General features: G+C 41.6%; 22 protein-coding genes and 1 tRNA gene. 1 reads left to right on the top strand and 22 read right to left on the bottom strand.

Annotation, left to right across the window (positions count from 1 at the left end; genetic code table 11):
* Nucleotides 1–31: 31 nt before the first annotated feature.
* From LKD71_RS05265 to LKD71_RS05305, 9 genes are all read right to left on the bottom strand, one after another.
* The gene (locus LKD71_RS05265; RefSeq protein ID WP_227614635.1) at nt 32–1,252 is read right to left on the bottom strand and encodes a PD-(D/E)XK nuclease family protein; all 1,221 of its coding nucleotides are present in this window, start codon (nt 1,250–1,252) and stop codon (nt 32–34) included.
* A 395-nt stretch (nt 1,253–1,647) separates the two neighbouring features.
* On the bottom strand, nt 1,648–2,403 hold the full coding sequence (locus tag LKD71_RS05270; protein ID WP_227614636.1) for a hypothetical protein: 756 nt from the start codon (nt 2,401–2,403) through the stop codon (nt 1,648–1,650).
* Between the two features lie 21 nt (nt 2,404–2,424).
* A complete protein-coding gene (locus LKD71_RS05275) occupies nt 2,425–3,690 on the bottom strand; it encodes a transglutaminase domain-containing protein (protein ID WP_227614637.1) in 1,266 nt (421 codons plus the stop codon).
* Nucleotides 3,687–3,977 carry a helix-turn-helix domain-containing protein gene (locus tag LKD71_RS05280; RefSeq protein ID WP_227614638.1) on the bottom strand — a complete coding sequence of 97 codons (291 nt, stop codon included), beginning with the start codon at nt 3,975–3,977 and terminating at the stop codon, nt 3,687–3,689. Before LKD71_RS05280 ends, LKD71_RS05275 begins: the two co-directional genes overlap by 4 nt.
* A 383-nt stretch (nt 3,978–4,360) precedes the next feature.
* Entirely contained in the window at nt 4,361–5,134 is a 774-nt protein-coding gene (locus LKD71_RS05285; protein ID WP_227614639.1) for a tRNA(His) guanylyltransferase Thg1 family protein, read from the bottom strand.
* Nucleotides 5,135–5,160: 26 nt separating this feature from the next.
* Nucleotides 5,161–6,003 carry a TIGR02452 family protein gene (locus LKD71_RS05290; RefSeq protein ID WP_227614640.1) on the bottom strand — a complete coding sequence of 281 codons (843 nt, stop codon included), beginning with the start codon at nt 6,001–6,003 and terminating at the stop codon, nt 5,161–5,163.
* Nucleotides 6,004–6,023: 20 nt separating this feature from the next.
* Nucleotides 6,024–6,839: an SPASM domain-containing protein gene (locus LKD71_RS05295; protein WP_227614641.1), complete on the bottom strand. Its 816-nt coding sequence runs from the start codon at nt 6,837–6,839 to the stop codon at nt 6,024–6,026.
* 240 nt (nt 6,840–7,079) lie between these two features.
* The gene (locus LKD71_RS05300) at nt 7,080–7,748 is read right to left on the bottom strand and encodes a hypothetical protein (RefSeq protein WP_227614642.1); all 669 of its coding nucleotides are present in this window, start codon (nt 7,746–7,748) and stop codon (nt 7,080–7,082) included.
* Complete coding sequence (locus LKD71_RS05305; protein WP_227614643.1) at nt 7,745–8,779, bottom strand: DNA polymerase beta superfamily protein; 1,035 nt, start codon at nt 8,777–8,779, stop codon at nt 7,745–7,747. The genes LKD71_RS05300 and LKD71_RS05305 overlap by 4 nt, the downstream gene beginning before the upstream one ends.
* Nucleotides 8,780–8,927: 148 nt before the next feature.
* Between LKD71_RS05305 and LKD71_RS05310 the strand changes: the two genes are divergently transcribed.
* Entirely contained in the window at nt 8,928–9,536 is a 609-nt protein-coding gene (locus LKD71_RS05310; RefSeq protein WP_227614644.1) for a metallophosphoesterase, read from the top strand.
* A gap of 52 nt (nt 9,537–9,588) precedes the next feature.
* Here LKD71_RS05310 and LKD71_RS05315 read toward each other — a convergent pair whose 3' ends face one another.
* From LKD71_RS05315 to rpsK, 13 genes are all read right to left on the bottom strand, one after another.
* Nucleotides 9,589–10,461 carry a metallophosphoesterase gene (locus LKD71_RS05315; protein ID WP_227614645.1) on the bottom strand — a complete coding sequence of 291 codons (873 nt, stop codon included), beginning with the start codon at nt 10,459–10,461 and terminating at the stop codon, nt 9,589–9,591.
* A 446-nt stretch (nt 10,462–10,907) separates the two neighbouring features.
* Nucleotides 10,908–11,333 carry a hypothetical protein gene (locus tag LKD71_RS05320; RefSeq protein ID WP_227614646.1) on the bottom strand — a complete coding sequence of 142 codons (426 nt, stop codon included), beginning with the start codon at nt 11,331–11,333 and terminating at the stop codon, nt 10,908–10,910.
* 102 nt (nt 11,334–11,435) lie between these two features.
* On the bottom strand, nt 11,436–11,570 hold the full coding sequence (locus LKD71_RS18120) for a hypothetical protein (protein WP_255632939.1): 135 nt from the start codon (nt 11,568–11,570) through the stop codon (nt 11,436–11,438).
* A gap of 12 nt (nt 11,571–11,582) precedes the next feature.
* Entirely contained in the window at nt 11,583–11,801 is a 219-nt protein-coding gene (locus LKD71_RS05325) for a hypothetical protein (RefSeq protein WP_227614647.1), read from the bottom strand.
* A gap of 443 nt (nt 11,802–12,244) precedes the next feature.
* Nucleotides 12,245–12,529: a hypothetical protein gene (locus LKD71_RS05330; protein WP_227614648.1), complete on the bottom strand. Its 285-nt coding sequence runs from the start codon at nt 12,527–12,529 to the stop codon at nt 12,245–12,247.
* 272 nt (nt 12,530–12,801) lie between these two features.
* Nucleotides 12,802–12,936, bottom strand: a complete 135-nt coding sequence (locus LKD71_RS05335; protein ID WP_227614649.1) for a metallophosphoesterase — start codon at nt 12,934–12,936, stop codon at nt 12,802–12,804.
* Nucleotides 12,937–13,190: 254 nt separating this feature from the next.
* Nucleotides 13,191–13,258 (bottom strand) — tRNA-Arg (locus tag LKD71_RS05340).
* A gap of 127 nt (nt 13,259–13,385) precedes the next feature.
* The gene (locus LKD71_RS05345; protein ID WP_227614650.1) at nt 13,386–14,048 is read right to left on the bottom strand and encodes a hypothetical protein; all 663 of its coding nucleotides are present in this window, start codon (nt 14,046–14,048) and stop codon (nt 13,386–13,388) included.
* A gap of 13 nt (nt 14,049–14,061) precedes the next feature.
* Nucleotides 14,062–14,733: a hypothetical protein gene (locus LKD71_RS05350; RefSeq protein WP_227614651.1), complete on the bottom strand. Its 672-nt coding sequence runs from the start codon at nt 14,731–14,733 to the stop codon at nt 14,062–14,064.
* Nucleotides 14,734–14,886: 153 nt separating this feature from the next.
* On the bottom strand, nt 14,887–15,411 hold the full coding sequence (locus tag LKD71_RS05355; protein WP_227614652.1) for a bL17 family ribosomal protein: 525 nt from the start codon (nt 15,409–15,411) through the stop codon (nt 14,887–14,889).
* Nucleotides 15,412–15,545: 134 nt separating this feature from the next.
* The gene (locus tag LKD71_RS05360; RefSeq protein WP_178045975.1) at nt 15,546–16,505 is read right to left on the bottom strand and encodes a DNA-directed RNA polymerase subunit alpha; all 960 of its coding nucleotides are present in this window, start codon (nt 16,503–16,505) and stop codon (nt 15,546–15,548) included.
* A gap of 122 nt (nt 16,506–16,627) precedes the next feature.
* Entirely contained in the window at nt 16,628–17,221 is a 594-nt protein-coding gene (gene rpsD, locus LKD71_RS05365; protein ID WP_178045976.1) for a 30S ribosomal protein S4, read from the bottom strand.
* 18 nt (nt 17,222–17,239) lie between these two features.
* Nucleotides 17,240–17,635: a 30S ribosomal protein S11 gene (gene rpsK, locus LKD71_RS05370; protein ID WP_117767413.1), complete on the bottom strand. Its 396-nt coding sequence runs from the start codon at nt 17,633–17,635 to the stop codon at nt 17,240–17,242.
* Nucleotides 17,636–17,637 lie beyond the last annotated feature (2 nt).

Below are 17,637 nucleotides of genomic sequence, written 5' to 3' on the forward strand. Positions count from 1 at the left end.
TACAGAAAAAGTTTCATACTCTCAAAAAATCTTAAAGTAGAGGTAAGATTTCATCTATTATTTTTCCTTCTGCTTCTGGGATTCCTGCGTATAATAATGTCAACTTATATGCTGATTTTCCCCCATTTTCACTCTTCGACTTAAGTGCTCTTTCAACCGCTACTTCTGCCTTCCACAATGAATCAAATTCCTCTGGCAATGGATCAACTTCCTGTGAACCATCATAATCTCCCATATAATATCCTGCACGAAATTTGCAATTTTCATCAAGTTTTACAATGCAAGTTGCGGAGTCATGTTTATGTTTAGGTTTATATTTATATATTAATTCTGTCTTATTAGGTATAATATAATTATAATACAACAGCGCCTCTAATAATTTGCGACCTTTTAATTTTATTTTTTCGAAATCCGGTTTTATGATACTTTTCCCTAAGGATTCCAATATAACATTATTAATATACTTTCCTTTCTTATTAAAAAAATCAGAAATACCAGACCCATTATTTATACTATTTTCTCTGATATCGTTTCGAATCATCTCTATTATTTTTTTATGTTTTTCATAAATTTTAGAAGACACTTCTTTTTCAGTGTTTGCCAATCTTGTTTCCATAAATGGATTTGAAATATCTAATGCATACTGCTCTAACACTTTTTCCGTATCTTCTAATTTTAACTTTTTGCAGTATTCATATGCCGGTTTTATTACTTCATCAAATAACTCCTGATATGTAATAGAAATAAATTCCTTATTTTCTACTCTTGTTTTTGAGGATGCCTTTAAAAGAACATAACATTTTTGTCTATCTTTATACTTTTCTTCACAATACTCATAATAAGTATCTGATTGCGGTTTTCCATCATTCCTAGTTTCATCCGCTTTGATTTTATTTTCTATAACCAATACTACAGAGTCATTTTTTCCAAAAATATCTATACGCCCACCAGGAACTTTATACTCTGTTTCAAACCTCATATCAGCAATATCTTTTCTTTCAATCTTAAGATTTTCTCTCTTACTTTCAACTAATTCTAAAAATTTCTCTAAAGCAAATTTGCCTAATTTGTGATTCTCCGTAGGATCAAGAAGCCAACTTACAAAACTACTATGCCACTCCTCTCTTCTCTTATCTCCCATAATAGTAAATGGGTTGGGTGTATTATATTTTTGCATTAATGCTTTGAAATCTTCATCATTCTCTAATGCTTCCAGCAGTTCTTTTACTTCCAAATTCATCTCTTCTGACATATTCAGACCTCCGCACACTTAATTTACATATTTAAATCATTCTAACTTTTAAAGCAACACACCCAAATTGTTTAATCCAAATACATTTTCACACTTTCATTTTTTGATATTATAACATATTTTTATATATTTTCATATATTTTTTGCAAGTATTTTAACATTTCTGTGACGATTCCCTATCACTCTATTCCACTGTTGAATTTTAAAGAAATTACCTAATACTCCTGCACCATTAATCACCTAGCCTTTTCCTAGAGTTGATGTCTCCCCTCCTGCAGTCGTGACAGTGCTACGCTCTCTTTCTACACGGGGAAAGCGGACTGGTGATTCCGCTTTTCCCCGTTCATCTATTTATTCAGTTTTTTCAGACGCCCGATGTATTTTAAACTGCTGTTTTACTTACAATTGATGCTGATGATATAGGAGCGATTGTATATGCTCTTTCCTTTCTTCGCCGCGTATTCCACGCAAAGAACGGTATTCTTTTTGATAACAAGCGTTCCGCCATTTTTCACTTTTTTTGCCGTATTCCAGACTGGTCCTACTTCCTCGCCTTTGTAGTTATAGCGAATACTTACGATCTTATAATCAGATGGAAGAGTAAATTTAATTCTTGCCTTTTTCTGTGTGGTCGTCATTTTTAAATAGCCGGCGTACTGAGAACGATTCAGCTTGCGTGTGATATCCAGATTTCCGATTTTGGCGCTTTTTACAAAATCCGGACGGAAAACCACGGTACAGGAAAGTCTGTAGCTCTTTTTATTCTGTTTTACATTGAAGCTAATTACCGCTTTTTCTCCATTTTTCAACGTTTTTGCAGTATAATTCAGCTCCAGAAAAATCTTCTTTTGGGTCGAATCAGCATAAGCGCTGATATGGGAATTGCTCGATTTTACATTACTGATTACCGCTTTGGAAGAAACATTCTTCACACTGATCTCATTAGTGCCCAGTAAATCATAGACAACGTATCTTTCCTGAGTCAACGGATTCTTCATATTTTGTTTCTGATAATAAACTGTTTTCGTTTTCTCACAGGAAGGTCTCGCCGCTGCCAGCGTCTTCATTCCTCCCAGATGCAGTCCCGCAAGCAGAAGCAGTGCCCACACGCATACCTTTAAGAGCTTCGATGTTTTTAACGCAGTTTTCATAATGATCCTCTCCTTTTCTTTTTACTTGCTTTTATAATCAGCCGTACATTCGGGCAGTCCGGCATGATTCCAGTCCATACCTGTTCTGTTTTTATAGGTATTTCCACTCAGCAGGAAGTAGCCTCCCTGCGGATCCACAATGTACCATTTTCCATCCACACGAACCTCATTCCACTGATGGCTCGGATTCGCGGAACTGGAGTTGGCATGTACATAATAGCAGCTGATGCCAATACCGTCGCAGAGCGCTTTCATCGCCCGGGCAAAACCGGAGCACTGAGCTTCCCCGTATACAAGAGCTCCCCAGGCCGTGTTGGCTCCGTTATACTGCCAGCCGCCCCAGGCATATCCGCAGGTATAACGCAGATACTGATAAGCGGTCAGCACCTTTTCGTACTCGCTCATTCCTTTCTTGATAAAGTTCGCTTTGAAGGCCTGGACTACCCGGCGAACTTCATTAAGTTCAGAAGCAGAAAGTTTGGATCCATAAACAGAACTGCCAGGATTATTGTACTCTCCGGCAATACTCGGTGTATTCAGCCGGACTACATATTTGTCTTTTGTAGTGACAATGATGGCTTTCTTTCCCACATAGCGATAAGGTCGGATCTGATAAAAATAGCTCTTTCCAAACTGTACATTTTTATCGACAAAGGTGTTGTTTGTGTCGCCAAGCACTTTCGCTATTCTGGTCCATTTTCCATTCGGCGTTTTCCGGTAAACCAGATAACCTTCTGCGTGTTCTGACCTCTGCCAGGCAAGATCCACCTGATTGGAATTGTTGACATAACCTCGAACGATATAAGCTTCGTTTAAAGCGGTAAGAACTGCTTTCGGCTCTGAAAGCTTTCCCGCATTTTTCGTATATTTATCGTACAGCCGTACTTTGTAATAATAACGTTTATTAAAACGAAGTGAAGTATCTTCAAAAGTGTAAAGGTTCTTGTTTTTGGAGCAGACCACCTTTTTCTTTGCACACTGTGTCATATAATCGCCGCCATTATAGCTGACCCATTGTGTCACATAATCAAGATAGTCAATCAGCTGATATTTGCCGTTCTTTGAAGTGGAGCGGTAAATCCGAATCTGGTATGTATCGTAGCCCGATGGAATGTTGACTGCAAACTGCACCGTATTCCATGAGACACTTTTGATCGTCTTTATCTTAAGTGTCGGCAGATTTGATGATGCATGAACCGGCGCTCCCGTCATACACAGAAGCATAAGAACCATAGTAAGCATGATTCGACACCAACATTTTCTTGCTCCCTTTGCTTTTTCTCTCATCTTAACTCCTCCTTCTGGCTCTGTTTTTCTCCCTGCTTTGGCTTGATTCCGTCTTTTTTAATGAAATCTTCCATAGGAATATCAAAGACGCTGCTCATTTTGAAAAGACTGTCTATGCTTGGAATCCCTCTTCCAGAACGCCATTTATAAATAGCCTGTGTAGAATCAAATCCCAGTAATTCCTTCAAATCAGCGACTGTTAAGGCTTCATTTTTCATGAACTGTCTGATGTTCTCTTTTACAGTTTCAGTATCAATTTCCTGACAATCGTTTGCTGATTTTTTCATCAGTAATTTATCTCCTTTCCAATGTTATTAGCTTTTCCTATGCTCTGCAGATTTTTAATAGGAATTACATTTATCCTGGACTATCTCTATTATACCTTACTGGAAAACCAAGCACTACAGTCGGAACCTCAAAATTTTGCTTCCAGATCAAATTTTTTTTGCTCTTTGGTTAAAAAATTATACCTCGTTGATTAAAAATTAATCTCATTGATTAAATTTACATATCACATCAGAACCAAAAAGTAAACCCTTTTATCCTATAAATTTTAACAATTTATCAACTTATTTTTATTTGTTATCATAGAAATAACTGACAATATAAAAATACATATTTTCTTATAAACTGGATTTTTCTATGACAAAGAAAAGAGGCGAAAAGATTACTACGCAACCGTTTCACCAACATAAATCAGTTTTTCAATATAGCTCCTGTTTTCTCCAGTAAAAACAGGAATCTCTTTATCAATGATCCAGCGATTTCTGGAAATGCCATCTTCTCCCTGATATTCCTCTTTTCTGCAGCAGCTTCCTCTTTTCTGCTGCACAGAGAAATTATTCCAGTTTATCCCTTTCTGAAGCATCAGCATATCCTGGATCTCACTGCAGGATCTATTCTGTAGCTCTCTGTGAGAGAAATTTGCCTGTCCTACCATCTGGATGGAATTTCTGGTTGCATCAGCCTGTCTCCAGTAGAGATAGTTTGCAACCTCTTCTTTGGCCAGATTGAAAGCTCTGCAGTCAAACTGGGCAAAACCAGCCTTCTCACAATACACGGCATCCCTTTCTCTTGCTGCCAGCCGGGTGAACGCTCTATTAAACGCCATTGTAGCCATAGATGCTGCAATGGACACGATCTTCTGAATCTCATTGTCAAACCAGGAAGATGCCGTAAATTTCTTATAATCAACCAGAACCAGACTGATCTCGTCTGACTGTGTGTAGCCCAAAACACAGCCCTGAATGTTCTCACATAAATATTTCATCGTCTCCTGCATTGCTGCCATCAAAAGCTCGTCAAAAGGTCGTTTAAAGCCCCGCGTATAAGTATGGAACGATCTTCCGTCAATCCTTAAAATGACCGGCATTCTGCTCATAAGCGTCCCTTTTGACACTGACTCATATTTCTTCATACGCTTTGATAAATCTGAGCTATCCATGATTTCACTTTCTCCATTCTGTCATTTTACAATCGCCCCAGAACGCTCTGAAATACCCGGTAATTCTCATCATCCTGCGGGGAACAGTATATTGCGAATTCAATGGTTTCAAATTTCATCCGGTATTCCTGCACTGCCGCTCTCATTGCCTGCGCTACGGTCAACGGCGGATTGCAAAATGCTCCGCAGCCGAAGGCTCCAAGGATCACAACTTCATTTCCCTTTGCCGCTGCGATTTCCAGCACACGACGCATCCTTTTCTCATGCAGTACCTGCAGATCCTTCCTGCTGATATTCACAGCCGTATTGCCATCCCCGGAGTTCATTCCATTGCTGGGATTTTTCCGCAGATTCGGAGCCGCACAGGTCAGCACGTTCACAGAATACCAATTCTTTTCCGGCAGCAGTTTCGGATAACTGGTATCTGATTTAAAAACGAGGACTCCCGGCGTATAAATACAGTCATCCTTGTGCAACGGATCCTGCTGCCGCCGATTGGGGCCGTAAAACTTATTCCACACCCACGGTTCTTTCAGATTCGGATAAAGCGTCGAGCAACGGCAGATAGCCTCTTCCTGAGCGGATGATCCTTTGGTTACGCCGCCTCCGGGATTTGTAGCCGACGCAAAGTTTAAGATACAGACCTGTTTTTCCGCATAGGCCGCCGCTGCCTCCAGCGTCCGCTTTTTGCTCACGATAATTCTGGCCGACTTTTCATAAACCCGCCCGGCATCAGCCATAATCTGACCGTCACCGGCAAAAAACTCCTGTTTTTCATTAGAACCTTTAACTGCAGAAACCAGCCTTGGATTACTGCCGTACATACGCTGTGAATCCTCAAAAATTTCAATATTTTCTTGTCGTCCCATGATTTATTTATACCTTCCTTTCACCGTACACTGCACAACACAATTTCCGGGCAGATCGGGCAGCCTCCCATGCAGTTGCTTCTATGTTCGCATTCTGGACATGCATTTTTCAAATGACTGCGAAAATCATCAAATGCCTTACTGAACCAGGCCTCCTGTATTGTCGAACTTCTCAAGTCCACACTCCACTGTTGTTTTTGATTGTCAAAGCTGCATGGCATCATTTTCAGATCCGATGAGATATAGGCGGACCATCTGCCTCCCTCACAGGTATCCATAGATCTGGAAGCAAATGACGAACTGCCTAACAGCGCCGGAACGGTGCAGGAATCAAAGCCGATTTTAAACAGAAACTGCTTTCTCTCAATACACTCCAAAAATCTTTTCAGATCGGGATTTTCTTTTCTTATTATCTGCGTATCACTCCCCAAACCTACCGGTTTATGCAATAAAAAGACAACTGCGTTAATCCCTTTTGGAAACTTGTCTCTCTCCAGCAGATCAATGGCTTCTTTTATGCTGTCTTTCATCAAAACATAATGAATATTGGTCTTAACGCCTGCTTCCAGTAAGAGTGATATCGCCTTTAACGTATACGGACTTCTGTACCAGCTCACCGCTACCGCTCCGCAATATTTCTTGCATATCGCCGCTGTCTCTTTCGTCATTCCCAATCCGGAGGTGGTAAAATTGGGGACAATCTCTGCATCCCTGCATATTTTCAGAATTTCTTCAAAGGCTTCGTGCTGATCCGGATCTCCACATCCGCCAAGAGCTACCTGATAGGTATTTTCCCTGCATTCGGATATGATTCTTCTAAAATCCTCTACCCTCATATTGGCATCCGCACGATTTAACCCATTTTGATAACACTGAATACCAGACTGCAGACACAGACCCGACTGCCCATGCCTGCAATGGCCCATAATACCAATGTCCAAAAGTTCCGGGAAACTTGCCATAAATGGATCATCTTCCGTCTCTTTTCCATCGACCAATATTCCCGTTCTATAATAAGCTCCCGTTCTGCTATCAAAACAGGACACAAAAGTTTTCTCTTTTCTGATTCTCATCTTTTATCCCATATGTTCGCAGGAATATAAACATAATCCTGCTTTTTCTAACGCTTCACGGATAAGACTATAAGTTTCATCCTCATAAAAATATAAATACTGCGCTCCAAACAAATATTCCATTACCTCCGGGAGCTCTTTCCCCTCAAATTGTTTCGCTCCTTCCAGAAGTTCTTCTATATTATTTGTGTAAAAAACCTGCAAAATGTCACTGTCAAAATCCCACGATTGTATATATTCCCGGGCCTGACTATTTAAAAGGTCAACTGTCACTTCTATGTCTTTCGGCCACACGCCATCTATATTTTCTAAATAATTTTTATACATGTCTAAAACAAACATGGCATTCCATTTTTCACCATTGCCGCTTATATATACTTTTTGTGAAAGTTCTGTTTCCCAATCTTTCCCTTCGAGCCATTTACTTATCACATCCCACCGATACCAGGAATAAACTTTCATCAGATCCCAAAGCGGGTATTCACAAAATCGTTTTCCCACTATATAAGGGATCATTTCTCTGGCTTTCTCATAGTATATTCTCTTCCACTTATCTTTAGGTAAAGGCGAGAGCCTGTGTTCTATCGCCTGCTTTATTTTGTCAGGATTGTATTCTTTAAAAATAAATGATGAACTGCTGCTATTCGTTACAAAATCTGTTCTTATCTTCATTTATAAATTTCTCCCTTTATAACTCTCTCGTTGATATCAGCCTGAAACTCCTCAATCCGTTTATAATCCGGGAGTTCCGGGAGCGCGGTGTGTGTTTTGGCATATTCGAAGCGCTTGTCATATTCGTCGAGAATCTCATAAAATTTCGGGATGGGCTGTCTGTTTTCATTTAAAAATTCACCATTTCGGATTTTCATGAGGAGATCGTGCTCTTCTGTGCGGCAGGTGATGATTTCCTCCTTTTCCAGAATATCAATACACATCATATAGAGCCGCAGCGTGTGCGCCATATGCTTGCCCAGTTTATTGTGCGTCATTGCAGTCTTATTTCTCTTTCCGATCTTGTTGTAGCTGCTGACAATGGATTTCATGTCGTTCCACATATTGGCATAGTCCCGCAATGGATAATGCTTCAGATGAACATCCATAAAGATCTCCTTCTCCATCTCAGGCCTCGACGAATCATCCAGATACAGGCGGATGGATTCTTCTGGGCAGGTCAGATAGCGTTCCCGGAATGTGAAGAAAGCATTTTCAATAGAATTTAAAATATGCCGTTCATATTCTGCCTGGCTGGTCAGACGGGCAGACTTGTTTTCCAGACGCCGAAGCTGCGCCTGCCCATAGTTTCCGAAAGAGTGGATGCAGAGTTTAGACAGAAACATTTTTCGGTTGGCCAGAAGTTCTTTCCCGATTTCTGACAAATAAAGATACTGTTCCGGTCTGCAGCCGAGCTGTTCGACTGTATTCGGATTGGCTTTGGTCAGCAATTCGATGATTTTGTTAAAAGAATAAATCGCTGTATCGGTAGGAAGATCCGTAATCGTCTGAAAATCTTTTCCGAGAAGGATCTCCTGCTTGCCGTTCAGCGTAATCCCTCGAATATCCAGGTCACTGTCTTCTTTTTCCATACCGTATGCATGGCTTCCGCCAAGGGTAAGCAGAATGATATTTTTGCCAAGCCGGGGATCCTTCCGCAGAAAATCGTAAGGAGTATCCGCTACGACAGCTTTGATTTGTTCTATATTCATATTGGCCCTCCTCTTTTTTAAAAAATAATCTGTTTTTATAGTATCAAAAAGGAAACAAATTGTCATTGAACCCGTAGTTAACTGACAAAAATAAACTGCTGTGGTATACTAAAACCAGCAATAAAATATAACAAAGGAGGCTGCAATCGTGGCAAACAGGTATATTTCCGATCTACACTTTTTTCATAAAAATGTAACGGCTATGGGCAGCAATTTTGACAACCGTCCGTTTCAGGATATCGAAGAAATGCATGAGGGAATCCGAAAACGCTGGAATCAGGAAGTGGCTCCGAAAGATGACGTCTATGTACTGGGGGACCTGATCTGGAATCTGAGAAACGGCAACCGGGAAGCTGCAAAAGAGCTGCTGGATTCCCTGAATGGGAAGCTGCATCTGATCCTTGGGAATCATGACCGGACTGCTGACCCGCTGTTCGATGAATGTTTCGAAGAAGTAACTCCCTACAAGAGACTTACAGAGCTGTTGGACGAACAGAAACGTACCGTCATTCTCAGCCATTATTATATGCCCTTTTATGAACACCACATGCACGGAGCGATTCTGCTTCACGGCCATTCCCATCGAAGCCAGGAGGCCGATCTTGAACGTAAGATTACCGCAGAATTGCAGGCAAAGGGGATGGCTCTCCAGATTTATAACGTTGGCTGTATGTATCCGTACATCGACTATACTCCGAGAACCTTGCAGCAAATCATGGATGGATATGAGCGGTGGCAGAAAGAATGTGTAAAATAGTTTCTTTATCCGAAAAGGTCTTCGTATACTTTCTGCTGCTGGAAGCCGTTTTTCAGAAGTTTTTCATATTCTGTAAATGCGGATTTTCAACTGTTTCCCATTGGCTGCAGTACTCTTCTGCCACTTTTTTCGCCTCTTTTTCTGAAATTCCATTCTGGCAGGCAAACTGCTCTTCCAGTGTGCGCGGATAAATTTCTTCCAGCGTTTCAAGACAGATGGCACACAGCATACATGGATAGGGAAGCTTCCGCGAATCATTTTTTCCAATAAAACAGCCTCCGTCCACATTTATATCATTTCGCAGATAACCGATCATTCCCCGGCGTCTCTTGTCAGAATCCATATACTGATACAGTCCGCTCACGGTTGGCGTATGGCCATGAACAATAATAATATCTTTCTGTCGGTTTACATCGTGTGAACGCCACCAGAGATTTCTTTCTCTTCGCTCCTCTTCATTCACCGTTGGTTCAAAGGTATCTGAAGCGTGTACAATATCAAACTTTACGCCATTATCCATTTCCACTTCAATTCTGAGCGGCAATTTCCCCAGAAACTCCATAACCGGGTCCAGCTTTTCAGGGGCAAGCGCATCATGTGAACGCATTACCATATCAAAGTCATAGTATGTATTTGGTTCCTTTTTCTGATGATCGCTCTGATACCAGAGTCTCCATTCCCGGTACCACTCCAAAACCATTTCTTCATGATTTCCCAGGACACTCTGATATTTCCCGCCCGGCCTTATGTGTTCCATAGCCCAGCCAAGCATCTCCCAAACTTCAGGCCCCCGATCCAGAAAATCACCTGTCAGAATGATGGTTGCCTCCGGATCTCTCTTTTCTATCTTTTCTTTCAGCAAAAGGAAGTCTTCATAACACCCATGTACATCCCCAATAACATAATGTTTCCCTTTTTCCTGCATGTTGTTCTCCTTGATTCCAGGTATTTATTCTATAAAAAAATGTCGGCAAATTCCCGACATTTCTCTATTGCCTACAGCACAGCCATGAGGCAGCTTCCGGACAACCGGTTTTGCACCTTACCTTTTTTCATGGATTTCAGTGCTATTTTGCACCTACAGAAAATAGCTTTGTTGCAAAAATTCAATGATTCTGTAAAAATACGAAAAAAGTTCATTCCCCATTTTTCAATAATCTACGCCCGTTAACCTCGCATGGTGCCGGATTTGAACCGGCGACTTCCAGAGCAACAATCTGATCCGCTAACCAACTGCGGCAACCATTGAGTTTTGTCATGGTAGCATCATCGACGCTTTAAAATTTTATCTCATAAAATGAGCAAGTGCAGCCTTGACCCCGCTGCTGGGGAAACCGGGTTTGAAGTTTTCGTACTGCAGGCAAATCATATTTAAATTTCAATAAAAGTCGTTGCGTTTGAGACTTTAAGCTGCGTATCCAGTTCGCTCAGAAGTGTATTCCGCTTTACTTCATTCTCATCTATGAGTGTCTTGATATCCAAAGGATCTACCAGTTCCATGGTATTTTCTTTCCGAAAATCATTTACTGCATCCAGCGAATTGTCACCTTTTCCTTTGCTGTCCTTTCCCAGAATGCTCAGCCGAACGGCATCCGCCCGTTCTTCCAGCTGCAGATTCATATTTTTAATCTGCTGCACACTCCTTGTATACTCCTGGTCCATTTTCCGTTCCATATTAACTTCAAAAAGGCTATTCTGATAAGCGCTCTTCCCTCTCAGTCTGTTCCGGAGAGAAACCGCTCCTGTAACCGTAAAGTCACCCGCCTGGGTATGAATTTTTACTTTTGCATTTGACACTATGATTGTCTCTTCAATCTGATAGTATCTTTTTATCTTTTCCTGGATCTTTTCAAACACTTCCTGAGCATTCCGGCTAAACTCCGTTTCGTTCAGCTTTCTTTACTGAGTCTTCTCTTCCCGCTCGCAAATTGTATCTGCAAAACAAAACTTAGCTTCCTGAATAAGGCGACAAATTTCATCTTGCAATGTTTCTTTCTCCGTGAGCGCCTGCGTTATCAACATTTTCTCTCCCATTATTTTCCCTCCTCACACCTCAACGTAAGTAAGCGCATTGGAAACAAGAATTGCTTCATCCAGCTTCTGAAAAAGTGTATTCATATCCTGAAACTGCTGATAACCGCTTTTCACTTTTGCAATGTACTTTCCTTTTTCCTGGCGCAGATTAAAAACATTTTCTTCATTCGGTCTTATCACATCCACAAAAGAAATTTTTCCAATTTTATCTGTAATCTTTTTTGCCAGCAAATCTCTCTCGTCCAATGCCCTCTGCCACAAGGATCTTTCTTGCCATGACGATACCTCCTTTTATCTTACATATTCTCCTGATTTTTGTCTCTATTATATAAGATTTCAGCAGCCTTGTCATTGAACCTGTAGTTTACAGATTTATAATATTAATACTTTATAAATTGAACAACTATTTCTTTTGAACTATTAGCCGACTTGGCATTCTTGCTCTCACTGCAAACGTAAATGTGTCAAAAATTTTTTCTAAACTGCGCTATCTTGTACAGTTCTTGCAGGTATTTTGTGATTCACAAAAAATTCCCATGCACCAAATATATCTTCCTGCATGAAATCAAAAATTAGCAAGAACACATTCATTTGGATCATGAGAATTTTTCTCATCCTTTAAAACAAATTTTTTCAAATCAATATTAGTTTTTTCAGACAGCCGCCTTATTGCTTCAGCAAACATTTGGCACATCAGATCCGTCTAACTCATCTTCATCAATATCCTCATAATAATTGGCAAGCGCCTCCTCACGAGAAATTGTAATTCCACCAACTTGTTTAAAGAAATTCACCAACGCTCCAGCCAAATCAACTGTCGCACCACTTTCTTCCACATAAAGCCGCCCGTTGCAGTGGGGGCAGTAAATTGACTTCGTCGCAATCCGTTTTACATCCTCTCTTCCCATATTGGGATTTTCGACCATTTTTTTGCAAATCGGGCATCTATATCGCCACATAATTATCCCTCCTAGTATAGTTGACTTTTTCCTGTAACAGTACCTTCCGATAAACGTTTGCCTGTTACATTCCATTTATTATCCTCAGCATCATAGCTGGTCTCAGCCTTCCATCCTCCATTTCAAAGGCTCAGACCGACCATGATATACTATTTACTCTTTTATATTAATTCATACAATGCACATCTAATTACTTTCTTTCTCAATATTATTTAAAAATAATTTCTTATCACTAAATACAACAATTTAGCTCAGCCAAGCATCTCCCCAACCTAAGGCTCCCGATCCAAAAAATCACCTGTCAGAATGATGGTTGCCTCCGGATCTATCCTTTCTTTCAGCAAAAGGAAGTCTTCATAACACCCATGTACGTCCCCGATGACATAGTGTTTCCCTTTTTCCTGCATGTTGTTCTCCTTGATTCCAGGTATTTATTCTATAAAAAAATGTCGGCAAATTTCCGGCATTTCTTTATTGCCTACAGCACAGCCATGAGGCAGCTTCCGGACAACCGGTTTTGCTCCTTACCTTTTTTCATGGATTTCAGTGCTATTTTGCACCTATAGAAAGCAGCTTTGTTGCAAAAATTCAATGATTCTATAAAAATACGAAAAAAGCTCATTCCCCATTTTTCAATAATCTACACCTGTTAACTTCTCGCATGGTGCCGGATTCGAACCGGCGACTTCCAGATCCGAGGTCTGATCCTCTATCCAGCTGAGGTACCCACTGAGTTTTGTCATGATAGCGTCATCTGCGCTTAAAAATTTTCTCTCATAAAATGAGCAAGTGCAGCCTTAACCCCGCTGCGGGGGAAACCGGGTTTGAAGTTTTCGTACTGCAGGCAAAACACTACTTAAATTTCAATAAAAGTTGTTGCGTTCGAGACTTTAAGCCGCGTATCCAGTTCGCTCAGAAGTGCGTTCCGCTTTGCTTCATTCTCATCTATAAGTGTCTTGATATCCAAAGGATCTACCAGCTCCATGGTATTTTCTTTCCGGAAATCATTTACTGAATCCAGCGAATTGTCACCTTTCCCCTTGCTGTCCTTTCCCAGAATGCTCAACCGGATTGCATCCGCCCGTTCTTCCAGCTGCAGATTCATATTTTTAATCTGCTGCACACTTCTTGTATACTCCTGGTCCATTTTCCGTTCCATATTAACTTCAAAAAGGCTATTCTGATAAGTGCTCTTCCCTCTCAGCCTGTTCCGGAGAGAAACCGCTCCTGCAACCGTAAAGTCCCCCACCTGGGTATGAATTTTTACTTTTGCATTTGACACTATGATTGCCTCTTCAATCTGATAGTATCTTTTTATCTTTTCCTGGATCTTTTCAAACAATTCCTGAGCATTCCGACTAAACTCCGTTTCGTTCAGCTTTCTTTGCTGAGTCTTCTCTTCCCGCTCGCAAATTGTATCTGCAAAACAAAACTTAGATTCCTGAATAAGACGGCAAATTTCATCTTGCAATGTTTCTTTCTCCGTGAGCGCCTGCGTTATCAGCATTTTCTCTCCCATTATTTTTCCCTCCTCACACCTCAACGTAAGTAAGCGCATTGGAAACCTTAATCTTCATATCCAGTTCTTTCAAAAGCTTCTTCTGCTGTTTCTTCATTTCTTCCAGCCTGTTCTTCAAATCCAGTGGATCTACAACTCTTACGCTGTTTTCATGAACATACTGTTTGAGAAAATCCTCTGTATTTTTGTTCTCCGCTGCAGGTGTTGTCGAATTTCCATCCATCTGCTTCCGCATCATATCCGCTCTTCTCTGAAGATTTTCATTTTCCTGTTTAGCCTGCAAGACCGCATTTGTATACTGCTGCTCAAGCTCATTCAGAAACTGCATCCCAAAATCCTTTTTCCCGGTACCAGAAAGCTTCTCTGTTTCCTTCATCCTGCTTCTAAGCAAAATCGCATTGGCAACGGTCATTTCACCGTTTTCCGTACGGATCACCGTATTCGCATTGGAAACAAGAATTGCTTCATCCAGCTTCTGAAAGAGTGTAATCATATCCTGAAGCTGCTGGTAGCCGCTTTTCACTTTTGCAATGTACTTTCCTTTTTCCTGGCGCAAATTAAAAACATTTTCTTCATTCGGTCTTATCACATCCACAAAAGAAATTTTTCCAATTTTATCTGAAATCTTTTTTGCCAGCAAATCTCTCTCGTCCAATGCTTCTGCCACAAGGATCTTTCTTGCCATGACGATACCTCCTTCTATCTTACATATTCTCCTGATTTCTGTCTCTATTATATAAGATCTCAGCGGCCTTGTCATTGAACCCGTAGTTTAGCGGGCATAAAAAAAGACCCTACAGAAAAATCTGTAAGGTCCATTTTTTTAATCAATCTCAGATTAAACCAGCTCCAGAACAACTTCCATAGCTGCGTCACCTTTACGGAGACCAATCTTAACGATTCTGGTATAACCACCGTTGCGGTTAGCGTATTTCGGAGCGATCTCGTTGAAGAGTTTATCAGTAAGATCGATCTCTTTTGCTTTTTTGCCCTCAGCCGGTACCTCTTTTACAGGGTACAGAACTTTAGCCATCTGACGACGAGCGTGCAGTTTGGAAGGAGCATCCTTCTTGATCTCTTTCTGAACTTCATCGTAAACGGTAGTTTTCTTTCCGTTAACAACCTCTTTTACTCTCTTGCCGTCTTTGTCCTTGCGGGCAACTTTAGCGGTAACGGTAACGGTCTCGAAGTTGTCTTTCTCGCGTACTGCCATAGCGATCAGGCCTTCAGCGACCTTGCGGATCTCTTTTGCCTTTGCCTCGGTAGTAACGATTTTGCCGTGCTGAATCAGAGCGGTAACCTGGCTTCTGATCAGTGCTTTTCTCTGGTCTGCAGTTCTGCTAAGTTTTCTATAACCTGCCATTATTCTTTTCCTCCATTTGTGGAACACCAGTTAATGCTCTTCGGTCTTACTTAAAAGGTGCTGTCTCGTCCATTCATGTTAATAGTTACGGGAAAGCCCGGTAGAGAGCTCTCTCGTACAGTAGCTGCGATCGATCACTCGTCGCTGGGGTTGAGCTGTAAGCCTAACTCCTTCAGTTTGCCTAAAACTTCTTCCAGGGACTTGCGGCCCAGGTTACGAACCTTCATCATATCCTCGGAAGTTCTGTTGCAGAGCTCCTCAACGGTGTTGATGCCGGCACGTTTCAGGCAGTTATAAGAACGAACGGAAAGTTCCAGCTCGTCGATGTTCATCTCCAGAACCTTTTCCTTCTCGTTGTCTTCTTTTTCAATCATGACCTCTGCGGATTTTGCATTCTCGGAAAGGTCGATAAAGAGATTCAGGTGTGCGCTGAGTACCTTAGCAGCAAGGCTGACTGCCTCGTCCGGACCCAGGGTTCCATTGGTCCATACGTCCAGTGTCAGTTTATCATAATCGGTAACCTGACCTACACGGGTATTCTCCACCTTCAGGTTGACACGCTCAACGGGAGTGTAGATAGAATCTACAGCAATAACGCCGATGGGCATATCATCTGTTTTGCCTTTCTCAGCACTTACATAGCCACGGCCTTTGGTGATAGTCAGCTCCATGTACAGCTTGCTGTCAGCTCCGCCATTCAGGGTAGCAATCACCTGATCCGGATTCATAATCTCGATATCCTGATCAGCCTGTATGTCAGCTCCGGTCACAGTACCTTCGCCGTCAAACTCGATGTAAGCAACTTTCGGCTCATTGGTCTCACTGGAATTTTTGATTGCCAGTGATTTGATATTCATAATAATTTCAGTGACATCTTCTTTTACGCCCGGAATAGAACTGAATTCATGCAGGACGCCTTCGATTTTAACCTGGCTGACAGCCGCGCCCGGAAGGGAGGACAGCATAATTCTGCGAAGAGAATTGCCCAGGGTGGTACCATAACCTCTTTCCAGAGGTTCCACAACGAATCTTCCGTACTTCTTGTCTTCTGAAATCTCAGCTATCTCAATTTTTGGTTTGTTGAAATCGAACATAAGCCCCTCCTTTTTTGGGTTTTAGAATCATGAGGGTGATCCCGAAGGAAACCTCAAGCGTGCCTGAAAAACAGACACGCTCGGAAGTTTTCCAGGATTCTGATACGAAAATGCGCTGTTAATTATTTAGAATACAGCTCGACGATCAGCATCTCATTTACCGGAACGTCGATCACTTCTCTGGACGGAAGCTCTTTAACAACACCTTTCAGGTTCTCCTGATCAGACTCAAGCCATTCCGGAACCAGTCTTCCGCCGGTTACTTCCAGAATGTCTTTGTATCTCTGCATGCTCTTAACTTTCTCTTTGATCTCGATGGTGTCACCAGCTTTAACAAGGTAAGACGGGATGTTTACCTGTTTGCCGTTAACAAGTACATGCTTGTGATCAACGATCTGACGTGCTTCCTGTCTTGTACGAGCGAAGCCCAGACGGAAGATTACGTTGTCCAGACGGCTCTCCAGAATGGTCATCAGGTTGGTACCAGTCATACCCGGCATTCTCTCAGCCTTCTCATAATAGTTGTGGAAGGGTTTCTCCAGAACACCATAGATGAATTTTGCTTTCTGTTTCTCACGAAGCTGCAGACCGTACTCACTTACTTTGCGGTTTGCTCTTTTCAGCTCTCTCGTGGATTTTTTATCAATTCCTAAATAGATCGGATCCAGGCCGAGGGATCTACATCTTTTCAGTACAGGAACTCTATTAACTGCCATCTCTCATTTACCTCCTAATTAGACTCTTCTACGTTTCGGCGGGCGACAACCGTTGTGCGGTACAGGGGTTACGTCACGGATGCTGGTTACTTCCAGACCGCATGCCTGCAGTGCACGGATAGCAGCCTCACGTCCTGAACCCGGACCCTTTACAAAAACGTCAACAGTCTTTAAACCATGAATCAGAGCTGCTTTGGTAGCAGTCTCGGCAGCCATCTGTGCTGCATACGGAGTAGATTTCCTTGAACCTTTAAATCCCAGACCACCGGCACTTGCCCAAGATAAAGCATTTCCCTCAGCATCCGTCAGGGTAACGATGGTGTTATTGAAGGAAGACTGGATATGTGCCTGTCCGCGTTCAACGTTTTTCTTTACGCGCTTTTTTGTCACTTTTTTGGTAACTTTTTTAGCCATTT

This window comes from Fusicatenibacter faecihominis (genome assembly GCF_020686945.1).
GTDB lineage: Bacteria > Bacillota > Clostridia > Lachnospirales > Lachnospiraceae > Limivivens > Limivivens faecihominis.